The 15,745-nt window shown below is 59.3% G+C and carries 1 protein-coding gene; it reads right to left on the minus strand.

The window, feature by feature from the left end; translation table 11 throughout:
* Positions 1 to 4 precede the first annotated feature (4 nt).
* A complete protein-coding gene (locus RBRH_RS07335; protein WP_013435481.1) occupies positions 5 to 15,712 on the minus strand; it encodes an SDR family NAD(P)-dependent oxidoreductase in 15,708 nt (5,235 codons plus the stop codon).
* Positions 15,713 to 15,745 lie beyond the last annotated feature (33 nt).

The raw sequence follows: 15,745 nt of genomic DNA on the forward strand, positions 1-15,745 counted from the left end.
AGCGTCACCGTTCTACGGTACCAATACTTACTAAATTAAGCAAAGAATCGATGGATAATTCACCGGATAGAAATTGTTTTTCGAGTTGATGGTCGAGCGGATGCGGTGGCTCAAACTGACGGTATGGCTTGGGGGCACCACGCGCTGCCGAGCCGGCTTGATGGACGCCGTTTAGCCAAGTGGCCAGCTCTGCGCGATGATGATCGACCAGGTACGTGGACAACGTCGTCACGGTGGGATAGTCGAACAGTATCGCCGCGCTCAGCTCGATGCCGAGTGCTTCATTCAGGTGGTCCACCAAGCTCGCACCGAGAATGGAGTCAAGGCCATAATCAGAAAACGGCTGCTCGTTATCGATCTGCGCCGCGTCGAGCTGCAACGCGCTAGCCAACCCTTGCACCACCAGCGCGGCGGCAGCTTCTTGGGAGGCACCATTCACCTGAGCGGTAACAACCGGATCAAGCGTGGGCGCCAAAACCAGCTCAGGCGTATGCGCCGAAACCGGCTCAGGCGTGTGCGCCGACCCAAGGCCATTGGCAGACTCAACATCGCCACGCTGTCCGCCAGCCAACCGGGCGCTTTCCGCTGGGTATTGGCCAAGCAGGTAGTCAACCAGGCTATCCAGCGTCGGGTAATCAAAGAGCAATGCGGTATTCAGCTCTATACCGAGCGCTTCACCCAGATCGCCGACAAAGCTGACGCCAAGAATGGAATCGATGCCGTAATCGGCAAACGGTTGATCCGTCATGATCCGCTCGGGCTCTAGCTGCAGCGTTTTGGCCAGGCCGTTGAGCGCCACTGCGGTCAGTGCATCGCGACTGTCGCCGTTTCCGACCACGCCAGCGCTGCGCTCCTGAACGTCACTAGCCTGAAGTCCAGGACTGCGGTACGCCTGCGTTGGGCGATCCGCTGGGGCCGCACACGCGTGACCTTCGCTCTGAGCGACGATAATCTGCTGGCCGAGGCAATGGGCGCACTGCGCCGGAAAAGCCACGTCGCAGAACCCGGTCTCGCCCAGCACGCTGGCCCAGCTTGTTGGATAGAGCGCCGGCGTGCCGGGAATTCTCAGCTCAGGATCTTCGTACAGCCACCAGCCCTTGAGCAAGCCGAAAGTGAGGTGGGAGAACAGCGATCTGTCGCTGATCTCGTTCATCACTAGGATCCCGCCGCGACGCAATACCGCGTTGGCGTGACTTAGGGTGCGGTGAATTCTGCCAGTGGCATGCAGCACGTTGGCCGCGATCACAATATCGTAATGACCTAGCGTCAGTCCCTGGCTTTCCGGCGACTGCTCGACATTCCACAGTTGGTAAGTGAGGAAAGGATGAGCCGGACCATACGTTTTTTTGGCGTACATCAAAAATGCCTTGGACATATCGGTGTAGCAGTATTCGGCGATATGCTCACGCCAGGGTTGTAGCGCCGGCAGCACGATTGACGTGGTGCCCCCGGTGCCAGCGCCAATCTCCAGGATCCGAATCCGGCATTGGGGATCCTTAGCCAGTAGCGCTTCGATGTGCTGCTGCACCACGCCAGCGACTACCTGGTTGAAGTAGTCAGACAACGCATTGTTGCGATAGACCCCTTCGACCTTTTCCATCGATGACTTGGGGAATATGACGTCGGTTGCCTGGACCCGGCCACTGAGTATCGCCGGAAGCTGTTGCAAGCAGGCGTCAACCAGCTCAACCTGAGCCTTGCGCTGAGCAGAAGCCCTCAACTCGCCACTGAGTTGGTGCCAGCGCTCAGCCAGTCGTTGTTGCTGAGAAGACGCCTTGTCATTGGCGCAAATCTGCGTGCCACGGCGCAACACCAGCCCATGCTGTTGCAGCAGATCGATACAGGTTGACCACCAGCGACGATAGTGGTCGCCAATGCCAGCCTGACGGCGCATCACTTCGCTGTCTTCAAAGCATCCCGGCTGCCCAAACAGTCCCATGCGGCACAGCTGGACAAACGTCATGCCGGCCATCGCCTCGTCAAAAGGCATGGGGTCATGGGCAGCCAGCAGCGGTGCAGCGGCAACGCGGTAGCGCTCAAAGCCATCGATCGGCTTATGATCACCGCCGTCTGCGAGCACGATGGGCTCCGGTTGCAACTGCATGAGTTGCTGCACGGGTGCTGAAGCCGCCATGCAGATAACGTGATCGAGTTGGCCCCGACTCAGTGCCTGAACAAAGCGGGCGAAACATTCAAAGCCGTCGCGATCCTCCAATGCACCAGCGTGGCGGCTCATCGGTTGCGCCGACGGGTCAACCGCCTGTTGCTCCGTGAGCGACGAAAGCCAAAATCCCCAGTTGATTGCGCCTACCGGAAAAGCGGCATGATGTCGCAGGCTACGTACCAGGCTGTCGCAGAAGGTGATTCCGGCAGCATAAGCGCCCAATTTAGCGGCGCCGGAGAAGGCAAAGCTCTGCCCCGACGAGAAGTAGCACATGAAATCTAACGGTTCATTGGCAAACGCCCGGTAGAACTCAATGCCACCACGGCTTTTCACGTCCAAAATCTCGTGGAACTGCGCCTCTGGCATCCGGGTCAGGGCCTCTTCATGGTTGAACACCACACCAGAGAAAATCGCTCCGTTGATCGTGCTGTGACGCTGCTTGATCTGCGCTACAGCGCGCTGCAGCGATGCCAGATCGTTGGCGTCAGCTTGCAGGTACGCCAACTGCGCTGGATCGACCGCACTACCGACACTGCTCAAGCAGCGATCCAGTCGCCGTCGCACCTTGGGATCATCCGCCCCACTGCGCCCGAGCCAAATGACGTTGGCTTGGTAGTCGGCAAGCAGGTAGCGGCTGATAATCCCGCCCACTGTACCGCTACCGCCGAGGATCACGTAAACGCCGCCGCGCTTGAGCGCCGGGGTAACAAAATCTGTGTTGGCCCGCACCGGCTGCTGGGCCTGCCAGGCCAAGCTGAAGATGCGACGGCGATAGCGCTGGCCTGCACGCAAGCACAACACATCACCCCGCGCCAGCCCACGCTCACTTTGCAACTGACGCACCCATTGCGGCAGGCTCCGGCTGTCGGCCCGCTCACGACTATCAACATCGAGATGACGCACCCGGAATCGATGCTCGCCCTGGGCAATGGCATAAGCCATGCCGGTCAAACCGCCGCCAAAGGCGTTGACTGGCTCACCAGCCATGCCAAAGTTGTTTTGGCTAATGATATAGCTATCAATCGTTTGACGACCGCCATGTTGCTTGAGCCACTTGATCAACCGGAGCAACACAATCTCGTTGTATCGCGGGCTGTCGAGCAGCGCCTGCCAATCGGTTGCCTCGCCTGAGCCGCCGATAAAATAAAAACAATCGATCGCTGGATAGCCACCGAGACAACAATCCAGTGCTTGCGGATCTGCCACATCCAACAACCAGTGATCCGTGCCCACCAAACGGTTGAGCTGTCCCGGCTCCAATCGGATGACCTTGCCGCCGCCGTCAACAAAATCTGCGCTGGCGAGGTACTGGCTCGCGATCGCTTCGGCAGCGACCGCGGCCGATGCATCGGCGACAATCAAGACGCAACGGTGCTCGCTGATCAGTGGCTGATCGTGTCGCCCATCGGCCTGCCAGCGCGCTACATAGCTCAGTCGATCACAAACGGTTGACGCCACCGACGCAGCCACCGTCTCGATCGCGCTGGCGGGTTGGGCCGGGACTGGGGTTACCTTGGCAACTGCGCGCTCGTCACTGGCGATAGGCGCTCGGGCAGACGGCTCGCTATGGGGCAACCAGAAGGTTTCGCGGGCAAACGGGTAAACCGGCACGCTAATCCGGTAGGGCCGCGGGCCCGGGCGTTCAGCATGCAGCAGCGACCAGTCGATCACCTCGCCGTCCACCCATAATTGCAGCAGTTTGTCGAACTTACCGTTAGCAGCCCAGCGGCGGATAACCGGAGCCCAATCATCATCGGCTTGAGTGGCTAACCGTTCGCGCTTAACGTCGCCCACATAGATGCCGTCACCTGCCTGGCCGCCGCTGTCGATAAACGCCCGCAGCTTCATCGCTAGCGCAACGGGCGTCTCAGCCACCAGGCCAAGCCGCGTCGCCATCATCTCCCGGCCGGTTTGCAGCGTATAGGCCAGGTTGGCCAAGTCAGCCTCCGACATAGACGGCCGGGCTTCAATATAAGTTAGCAACGCCTTGGCATAGTCGTGCAGGCGCTCGCCGTCTCGGGCCGACAATAGAATCACCTCAGCGCCACGATGGTTTGGCAGTTCGCGGTATTCGTTGTACTCCTGCAGCAACACATGCGCATTCGCGCCGCCGGCACCAAAGGATGAGACACCGGCAATGCGCGGTCCTTCCGCTGCTGGCTGCCAGTCGCCCAACGCCTGTTGCAAGTAAAACGGCGTGGTATCCAATGTCAAGTTGGGATTGAGCTTGGCGGCATGCAGGCTTGGCGCAATCTGCTTGTGCTTGAGCTGAAGAATCACCTTGCTGACGCCAGCGATGCCGGCCGCGCCTTCTAAATGGCCAATATTCGATTTCACTGAGCCCAGCGCGCAACGACCCAGATCGACGCCGTCCATCGCAAAAGCTTGGCTCAGCCCGCTCACCTCGATCGGATCGCCTAGTTCCGTGCCCGTGCCATGGGCCTCGATATAGCTAATCTGGCTTGCGTGCAGCCCGGCTTGCTCGATCGCCAGGCGGATCACTTTGGCTTGAGCCTGAGGATTAGGCACAGTGTAACCGTTGGTTTTACCACCATGGTTGACCGCCGTGGCGCGGATGATTGCATGGATGTTGTCCCTGTCCGCTAACGCCTGCGACAGTGGCTTCAACAACAGAACGCCGACACCCTCGCCGGGTACGAAACCGTTACCGCCTTCGCCAAAGCTGCGGCAGCAACCGTCTTTGGACAGCATTTGGCCGGCACATAACTCAACATAGTTGGACGGATGCAAATAGAGGTTGACGCCACCGGCGAACGCCATTCGACACTCACCGCGACGCAGGCTTTCGCAGGCCCGGTGCAGCGCGGTCAAAGACGACGAACACATGGTATCCACCGGTTCACTCGGCCCGTTTAGACCCAGGACATAGGAGACCCGGTTGGCTGTTGAGCTAAACGATGTGCGCGGGAATATCAGATGACCTTGTTCACGCAACGCCGGCCCATAGAGGCCGTATCCGGTTTTGGTGATACCGGCAAAGACACCGACATTGCCTTGGTAGTGTTCAACCAGATCCGCCTTGGTGATGCCGGCGTCTTCCAGCGCCTGCCAGCAGGATTGCAGGAACAGCCGTTCCTGCGGATCCATGTTGACCGCCTCACGAGGCGAGATATTAAAAAACAGTGGATCAAAATCGGCAAAACCCTCAACAAAGCCACCCCACTTACTGTAGCTACGGCCCTGCTTCAGCGCCTGCTGCACTGAGTCAACATAAAAGTCCTGCAGCGGCCAACGATTCGCCGGAATTTCGCTGATGCAATCGCGCCCTTCCTTGAGGTTGCGCCAATACTCGTCGAGGTTGTCGGCTTGAGGATAGCGACCACTCATTCCGATCACCGCGATGGGCTCAACCGCAGCTGCCACCACCGGCTCAGCCGCCGTTACCCTGCGCTCAGCGACCGTCGTTTCCAGCTTGGCGACCCCTGCCTCACCTTGGCTCAAAGCCTGACTCGGCACTCGCCCGCCGCTTTCCACTTCTACCAAGCCGCTCCACAACAAGCAAGCGCGATGATGCCGCTCCACCAAATAGCCGGTCAACTTGTCCAAGCTGTGGTATTCGAAAAACAGCGTTTTCGACAGTTGACGCTCCGCCGGCTGCAGCGATGTCATCCGGGAGAAAGCGTCTTCCAGCGCCTTGTTGAGCCGGGTAATCATGATCGAGTCGATGCCGTACTGCTCCAGCAGCGCGTCGGACTCAACACGCGCGGGCGGCAGCTTGGTAACTTCACAAAACACGGCCTTAAGTCGCTCAAGCGTGGTCGCGATCAACCGCTCACGGTCTACAGCGGCATCGGCCAACGTCACCGGGTCTTGCACGCCACTGCCCGCCGCAGCTAGCACCGCGGCCAACTCTTCAGCGCCTGACGCGGCGGTGAAATGACCGCGGATCTGCGACAGATCGCCTTCAATGATTAAGAGCCGTTCCAGAGCGGCATTCAGTCCCAGTTGTAATGCGTTGACACCATGGACCGACTGCATCGGTGCCATCCCGGTCTTGCGGCGAATATCTGCCCGATCGGCAGCACTGATCTGCATGCCACCGTCCCGCCACAGCGGGTAATTGATTGACATTGTATGGCCAAATCGCTGGCCCTGCTCCACCCGCCTGTTGCGCAAGCTGGCAAAGTGGTCCATGAATGCATTGGCCGCGGCATAGTCAGCCTGCCCCACGCTGCCTAGCACAGCCGAGCACGATGAAAACAAGACAAAAAAGTCTAGGTAAAGCCGGCGGCAAGCTCGATCCAGCAGTTCGGTGCCGATGACCTTGGCAGCAAACACCTCGGCAATGTCCTGGGGAGACTTGCGTGCGAGTAGCCGATCTCGATTGACGCCTGCGCTATGCAGCACGCCGTTGAGGCCGCCATGTTTGGCACAGATCTCATCCATTAGCTGCTCAAGCGCTTGGGCATCGGTCAGATCGACCCGGTGGTAGCTGACTTGGGCGCCGGCGTCGCGCACTTGCTGCAGACGCGCCTGCTGCTGGTGGTCAAGAGCCGAGCGACCGATCAGGATCACCGTCGCCTCACGGCATTGTTCAGCGATCGCCTTAGCAAAGATCAGCCCCAGGCCACCCGCGCCGCCGGTAATCAGGTAGACGCCTCGATCTTTCCAGCCTGCCGTCGCGCCATGCCGGTGTATCGGTTGGCCCGCAGCGACATCGTCAGCCAACTCCTGCCATTGCAGCTCCAGGCGGCCACCGTCAGCGCCGCTTCGTTGCAATACCGAACTGCCGCTGCGGTGCGTCTCAGAGAGCATCGCCGTTAGCTCATTCAGTTGTAGTGCTGGTAATGGCTGGCTGGCCTCAACCTCGACTAACAAGCAACGCGCGCTGAGTGTGGGCTGCTCCAGACAAGCCGTTTTCAGTAGGCCATCGAGACCCGCGTAAAGCAAACTGTCCGACTCGTGCTCGGCAATGGCCAATTCGATGTGCACCCGGCCACTCAATTTTTGTAGACGCAGTAACAGTGCAATCGCCAACTCCTGGTAACGCGCTGCCGGCGTGCGCTTGTTAGAAGCCAGGACCTCACAGCTGAGCGCACCTGCTGCAGCGGCAGACAAGGATTGCCATTGCGCCACCTGCTCACTGCTGAACCCAACCAAAAACAGCAAGCGCTGGCCGGCTCCATCATGAGCATGCGCGTTTCCGCCGACAGGCTCCTGCCAAACAGGCCGTGCGAGGAACAAACCCGTAGCAGACTGCGGCAGGTCATCGCCCGTTGATTCACTCGTTGCATTCGGCGCTTCAATCGCGCTGTGCGCGGCGATGGCCGACTGTGCGGTCTGATCGACCCAGTAACGCTCCTTGGCAAACTGGTAACTCGGCAGATTCAGGCGCTTTGCCGATCCGGCCGGCCACCGCGTCGCCCAGTCGATCTCGGCTCCGCCGACCCATTCGGTGGCCAGTTGCCCAGCTTCGTCGGCCGACAATACTGGCGAGTCGCCATTGGCTAGCCGTGCCAGTTGGGCTTGCAGGTCCGAAAAATTGTCGGTCACCACCGCCGCGCGCACCCGCATAGGCTCTCTAGCCGTCTGTAAGGTAAAGGCCATATTGGCCAGCAGCCCCGGCTGCGACGACGCGCTGTTGTCCAGCCAGCGCGCCAGTGCCCGGGCATTGTCCTGCAGGCTTTCCGCGGTTTTAGCTGACAAGGGGAAAATCCGGCTCACTGTCGGTGGCGCCGGACACAAGTCAACGACTTGTCTCGCTTGGTATTCACCGATGACCAAGTGGGCATTGGTGCCACTATGGCCAAAAGCGTTTAGCGCCGACAGCAGCCGTTTGCCGCCCGTAGGCTGCCAGTCAATCGCTTGGTGGTTGATATAAAACGGCGAGCCCTCCAGTTCAATCAACGGGTTAAGCCGTTCGAAGCCAGGCATCGCCGGCAGCTTGCGATGCCGCATCGACAGTAGAATCTTGATTAAGCCGATTACCCCGGCACCCGCCGCCGCGTGGCCGAGGTTAGCTTTGGCGCTGCCCAATACACAATATCCGCGGGCATCGGTGAACTGACGGAACGCGCGGATCAATGCGTTGGCTTCGACCGGATCACCGAGCCGGGTGCCGGTGCCATGGGCCTCGACATAGCTGATCTGCGAGGGGTCGATGGCGAACTTACGATAAGTATCGCGGATTAACTGTTCCTGGGCATCACCGTTTGGTGCGGTAATGCCATTGCTGGACCCGTCCTGGTTCACTGCCGACGCTTCAATGACACCATAAATCGGATCGCCGTCGGCCTCGGCATCTTCCAGCCTTTTTAGCACCACCATGCCGACACCTTCGGAGATCACCGTGCCATCGGCTGCCGCGTCGAACGCGTGACATTGGCCGCTGGGGCTGAGCATATCGATCGCCGACAGGCTGATCAATCCCCGCTGATCCAGCAGCGCGTACACACCGCCGGCTAGTGCCATATTGCTTTCTGCATGACGCAGGCTTTCGCAAGCCTGGTGGATCGCCACGGCAGACGAAGAGCAACCGGTGTTGACGACCATCGCCGGCCCTTTCAGGTCGAGGAAGTAAGACAGTCGAGAAGCCACGATCGCCTCGGAGCCCCCGGTAAAGGAGTCGTGATGATAGCCACCGGGCTCCGCACCAACATAGACGCTGACCGCACGACCCGCCAGCGTCATCGGGTTATAGCCCGCGTCCTCAAGCGCTTTCCAGCTTTCCTGCATCACCAGCCGCTGGTGCGGAGTCATCGACTCCGCTTCATGAGGCGTGAGGTTGAAAAACAGGGGATCGAAGCAGTCACGGTTCTTCAGTATCCCTGCCCATTTGCAGTAACTCTTGCCGGGCTGCTTATCGGCACTGTAGGCACGAGGATCGAGATAATGCTGCGGCAGCTCTTGCACGCTATTGTGTCCGGCCAGCAAGTTATCCCACAGCTCATCGACATGATCAGCGCCCGGGAACTGTCCGGACATGCCAATCACCGCAATCCGCCCGCTAGCGGCCGGGCTCACCAACGATTGGTCGCTCGGGGCTGCGTCGATAGCCGTCGGCCGACCTGCACCACCCAGCGCAACGGCCATGACTGGACTCATCGTCGCTGCCGCGGCAGCGATTGCCGGCGGCGGTGTCTTCGAGGTGTCGTTGGCTACGGCTGCGGCAGGACGGGCGTCAATCGGTTCAGCCAGCGCCTGTTTGATTTGCTCGCCATACGTGTTTTGCAAATAGTCCCGCAGCTTAGCCACCGTGGCCTGTTCAAACAGGATCGCGCTATTAAGCTTGATGCCCAGTTGCTGGCTCAAATGCTTGACAAAGCCCACCCCCAGGATCGAATCCACGCCATAGTCGGAAAACGGCGTGCGTAGCGCAATGCTCTGTGCGTCAGCCTTAAGCGTCTTGGCTAAAGAATCGATGATTAATTGCTGCAGTTTGCCGGCCATATCTTCGCATTGTCCGGCCTTGCTTGTAGGGTGCTCGTTTAACATTGAGTCGTTGTTTTCCGGTTGGCGCGCCGACGTGGCTGGGGAGGATTGTCCGATGTCTTGCAGGACTAACCCGTCACTATGGGCGGTGATGATTTGTTGGCCTAGCGTGACCCCGTGGTTGATTCGCAGGCTGACTTGCTTGAAGCCTTCACTGCACAGCAGCGCAGTCCAGCTGTCATCGGCCAATAACGGTGAACCGGGGATCCGAAGTGATTCGTCTTCATACAGCCACCAGCCGTCGAGAAGGCCGAAAGTCACGGTCGCCGCTGTAGTCTTGCGGTTCAGCTCGTTCAACGCCAGCAGACCACCACCGCGTAGCATCGCCTTGGCGTGGGCTAGCGTGCGACGCATATTGGCTGTCGCATGCAGCACGTTGGTGGCAATGACGATGTCGTAACCGACAGCGGCAGGGTTGCTATCGTCAAAAGCTTGACTGATATCTAAAATCCGGGTGGTGAAATAAGGGTAATCAGCCGCAAAACAGCTCTGGCCATGCTGTAAGAACGCCCGGGAGATATCGGTATAGCAATATTCACCGATTTGCCCAGCCAACGGCTGCAGCGCGGGCAGCAGCCTTGCAGTGGAGCCACCCGTGCCAGCGCCGATTTCAAGGATTCGCACTGGCCGCTGAGGCTCCACCTCGACCCGGCGGCGCACCTCATCGGTTACCACCGCCGCTAATTGATCATTGAAAAAGTCCGACAGCGTATTCTGTTTGTAAATCCCTTCGACCTTGGCCATCGAACCATCGGGGAACAACAGATCCGTGGGCTGAATCTGCCCAATGAGAATGTGCGGTAGCTGTTGCAGGCAATCATCGATCAAAGCCACCTGAACGCGACGGTCACGGTCTTCCAGATAGCGATCGCGCTGCTCCCGCCACGCCGCCCAGATCGCGGCATGGCGCTCTTGGGCAATGTGTACCGCCAGGCCAAAGGCCTCGCCCTGCTGCTGTAGATAGCCATGCTCTACCAGGATCGCCAAGCACTCCTGCCACCAGCGGCGATACCTGTCGCTGATCCCTGCCTGCTGTCGCCAGGCTTCAGCACTTTGCTGTCCTGGCGCGGTGAAAATCCCCAGCGTCTGCAACTGGATCAACAGCAATACGGCAATCGACTGGTCCAGCATCCGAGGATCAAAGATGTGCTGCAGCCTGGCTAGCTCGGCGGGCTCCAGCTCGACGCTCTGCGCGGGTGGCGCTGGCACGGCAAGTGGATCCAGCTTGTACTGGCGCCCCTGCGGCACGGCCATCAACTGACGCACCGCCGTTGAAGCCTTGATACACAACAACCGAGGCAGCGAGCCGCCAGCCAGGTTGGCGACAAAGCGGCTGAAGCAAGCAAACCCTTCGTCATCGTCAAGGGCATCCATGTGTTGGCTGATCGCCTGCGGTTGCAGCGACGCACGCCAAAACCCCCAGTTGATCACGCCGACTGGGAAAGCCGCCGCCGGGCGGATCGCGTCGGCAAAGGCATCGGCAAAGGTGATGCCGCACGCATAAGCCGACAATTTGGCCGCACCGGAGAACGCAAAACCCTGGCCGGAAGAAAAATAACAGAGGAAATCGAGTGGCTGCTCGGCAAATGCCTGATAAAAATGGATGCTGCCGCGGCTCTTGATTTCAAGAATTTGCCTAAATTGCGCTTCCGAGGTCTGTTGGATGCTGTTCTCAAAGTCAAAGACCATGCCGGAGAATATGGCGCCATTGATCCGCCCATAGCGTTGCTTGATCTGCGCCACGGCCTGCTGCAGCTGCGACAGATCCGTCGCGTCGGCCTGAATATAGTCGACCCGGCCATGAAAAGAGACCGCCGTCACACTTTGCTGCACCTCGCGGCTGTCAGCAGCCTTGCGCCCCAGCCAAATCACGCTCGCCTGATAATGCTCGATCAGCTGGCGACTTATCACCTGGCCGATGACACCGCTGCCGCCCAGAATGACATAGACCCCCTGACGCTTTAGCGCTGAACGGCTGTTACCGCTCACGGGCAAGGCCAATGGCGTCAACTGTTGAACAAAACGCTCGCCTCGGCTGAACTTAACCAGCTCTCCCCGCTCTGAAGCGGGTTCAGCGAAGATTTGCGCCAGCAACCGCTGCCGACCCTCTAGCGTATCTAACTCCACGGAGCAGATATCTAGGTTGCGAAGTTGCACCCGGTGATCACTCTGAGCCATCGCATAACCCAGCCCGGCCATGCCCGCCCCCAGCGGATTGCCCACGCGCTGTTCACCGGCAAATGGGTAACGGTCCAGCGACAACAAGAAACAATCTATCCACGCGCTGGCGGCTAAATGGTGCTGCAACGCCTTAAACAATCTAAGCAGTGGCAATTCGTTGTGTTGCACACTGTCGGCTAGCATCAGCGGCGTGACGTCGCGCTTAGCTTCCGCGCCAATCACGATCATCTGCGCCACCTTGCCGACCGCCGCGAGGATCCGCGCAAAACCTTGCGGATCCTCGTCGCCACAACGCCAGCGACCCGCCGCCAACTCGGTAGTCGCGCCCGTCCCGCAGTCGATCTGCACCACCGTGCGGCTATCGCGATAATGATCAGCCAGTGCCGCTAGCAGCAGCCCGGTCGCCGCGCCGCGTTGCTCCGCCGCCACGAGCACAATCGCCCCAGGGCCTGCCAACATGGCCCGCTCGGCAGCCGCTTGCGGCTGCCAGCGCGGCAGATAACAGCAATGGGATAAATCGCTGTCGGCCAGCACCTCACGATCGAGCAACGGCAACGACTCTGCCTGCTGGACGTCAGCCTCGCCATGACACGGGGTGGGGTGCGCCAGTGAGGGCATCCAGTAACGGTTTTTGGCGAACGGATAACCGGGCAAGTTCACCCGCATCGGCTGCCGATAAGCACGATCAAGATAGAGCCGATGCCAGTCGATTACGCCGCCACGCACCCATAACGCCGCCAGTTCGGCCAACTCGCGTTGCTCCAGCCAACGGCCGATTTGCTTTTGCGATTCAGCGTCGGATCGCTGCGCCTCGAGCGCCTCGTCAAACGGATCGACATGACCGTGGAACGCATCGTCGATCGGCTCGCCGTTGAGCCACCGTGTCAGACGGCGCCGCAGATCTGGGAGGGTGTCAACGATGAGCGCTAGCCGCACGTCCATCGCTTCTCGCCCCACTTGTAGCGTATAGGCCAAATCGGCTATCTGAACCTGGTGACCGTCTTCACTGTCAAGGTAAGCCTGCAATCGGGACACCGACTCAGCTAGGCGCTGTTGATCGCGAGCCGACAGCAGGATCAACCAGGGACCGGCTGCGGCGGGTCGTTGGTCTACCGCACCAATATATTCTTCCACAATCAGTGAGGCGTTAGCCCCACCCGCCCCAAAAGACGAAATCGCCGCAATCCGCGTGTCGCCGTTGGCTGGCCACGGCGTCAACTGCCGCTGCACGCGAAATGGCGTACCTTCAAAATGAATTTTGGGATTGAGCTGCTCGGCGTGCAACGACGGCACCAGTTGGCGATGCTTGAATTGCAGCAGCACCTTGCTTAGCCCAGCGATACCCGCTGCGCTTTCACAATGGCCAATATTGCTCTTGACTGAACCAATGGCACAACCCTGACTGGCCACGCCGTTGCAATTGTCAAAGGCTCGGCTCAAGCCGCTGATCTCAATCGGATCGCCCAGTGCGGTGCCGGTACCATGGGCCTCGATATAACTAATCCGGCTGGCGTCGATCGCTGAGCGCGACAGCGCTTTTTCTAATACACGCTGTTGGGCACCGGCGCTGGGCACGGTATAGCCGTTGGTTTTGCCGCCAGCGTTAATCGCGCTGCCACGAATCACCCCATAGATCGGGTCACCATCGGCAACTGCCTTGTCCAGCGGCTTGAGCACCACCGCGCCCACCCCTTCACTATCGACAAAACCGTCGGCGTCATCGCCAAAGGCACTGCATCGTTCGCCTGGCGACAGCATCATCATCTCGCACAGGTTGAGATAGTGGTGCGGATTGACGATCAAGTTGATGCCGCCTGCAATCGCCATCTCGCAGCTGCCATTAGCCAAGCTTTCAAGCGCCAGATGAATCGCCGTCAGCGATGACGAGCAGGCGCTGTCGACCACAAAACTCGGTCCCTGCAAATTCAGCTGATAGGACACCCGATTGGCAATCGACCAATAGTTGCTAATGGGGTTATAGCTGCCATTCATGACCCCAACAAAAACCCCCACCTCGCCCTGTTGATACAGCGTTGCCGGGTTGTAACCCGCGTCTTCAATACTGTGGTAGGCCACTTCAAGGAAAAGCCGCTCTTGCGGATCCATCCGCTCAGCTTCGCGGCGGGAGATGCGGAAAAACGCCGGATCAAACTGATCAACGCCCTTCAGGAAACCGCCCCAGCGGGTATAGAGGTGGCCGGCCTTTCCCTTCTCCGGATCAAAATAACGGCGCCAGTCCCAACGGTCGGCCGGAATTTCATCGATCGCGCAATGGCCGCCGGCCAGGTTACGCCAAAATGCAGTCATCGACTCTGCGCCGGGATAACGGCCGTCGAGACCGATAATCGCAATCTTGTTCTTGCCGTCCCGCCCGGCCAATTCAACCGTCGCCGGCACGTGATCGATCTCTGGCGTGCCATTGACCTCCAACGCCGGCTGGGCATTGGCCTGCGACCCTTGCTGGTCAACGGCGGCTGCCCCCTTGTTCGGCTCAACCTTGGGCTGTCCCAATAAAGCTTTAAGCTCGTCTTGCCGATGCTGAATAAAATATTCAGTCAGCGCCGCCAAGGTTGGCATTTCAAAGAACAACGCACTGTCAATAGCCTCGAACTGCTCATTGAAAGCATTGGTCAGCCTGACCACTAGGATCGAGTCCAGACCGTAGTCCTCCAGCGGACGAGACAGGCTCATCTTGTCTGCCGGAATCTTCAGCGTTGACGCCACCAGTTTTCGAAGGTAATCGCTCACCCGCCGCCGCCAACTGCCCGACGCTATGCCATCCTGCGTCGGGTTGGAATCGTCATCACGCTGGCTGGCGATGGACGGCCGCGCGCTCGGTCGCTCAACCTTTGCGATAGGTTGACGCACGATACCGTCACTCTGGGCAACGATAATTTGCTGGCCTAGGCCGTGGGCCTGCTGAGCGGGAAACAGCACCGGACTCAGCCCCTCTTGCTCCAGCACCGCCTGCCAGCCAGCCGGCGACAATCCAGGGCAGCCGGGAATACGCAATGCACCATCCTGGTAGAGCCACCAACCTTCTAGCAGACCGAAGCTCAGGTGGGTAAACAACGATGCTTCACTGATTTCATTGAGCAACAACAATCCCCCTTTGCGCAAAGCTGCCTTAGCGTTGCGCAAAGTCTGGCGGATCTCTGGTGTGGCGTGCAGCACATTGGTCGCCACCACCAGATGATAATGATCTGTCGCAATCCCCTGCTCCATGCAAGGACGGGAAACATCGAACAGCCGGGTTTGTAAAAACGGGTTATCCCGGCCAAATTCATGGGCGCCATGCTGTAGGAAGGCATGGGACAGATCGGTATAGCAATATTCGTCGATATGTGCCCGCCATGGCGCCAGCGCAGCCAACAGCCCTGCCGTGGTACCACCGGTGCCTGCACCAATCTCGAGGATGCGTACCGACTCGGCGTCCTTAGGACGGCTTTCAACATAGGCCAACGCCGCTTCGATTAGGACCCGATTGAAGTAATCGGAGATCTTGTTGTGTTTGTAGACTCCTTCCACCAGCGCCATCGAGCCACCAGGAAAAATGACGCTGGTCGCCGGCTTCTCGCCGGTCAGTATAGAGGGCAGGTCCTTCAGGCAAGCGTCAAGCAACTGCGCCCTGGCTGCCAAGTCACTGTCCTGACGCCAATTCGCTAGCCGCTCGTGCCATTGCTGCCATAACGCGTCGGGGTCGCCCACGTCAACACCAGCGACATATTTTAGGCTTTCGGCTAGCCACAGGTAGAAGTAATCCGGCGTGGCGTTACCGTGCTGCGACGCAAGGCGCCGTAAATCTTCGCTGCGATGCAGTCCTAGCCTGTGCAATTGGTTCGCCAGTAGGCGGCACGCCAGCGCTTCAAGCTCACCGGCCAGCGTTGCTGTAGTCTGATTTGCGTCTGTTAGCATGCTTCAATCCTGTGGTAACGCGTCTGCCGTCTC

It is taken from the genome of Mycetohabitans rhizoxinica HKI 454 (genome assembly GCF_000198775.1).
Classification (GTDB): domain Bacteria; phylum Pseudomonadota; class Gammaproteobacteria; order Burkholderiales; family Burkholderiaceae; genus Mycetohabitans; species Mycetohabitans rhizoxinica.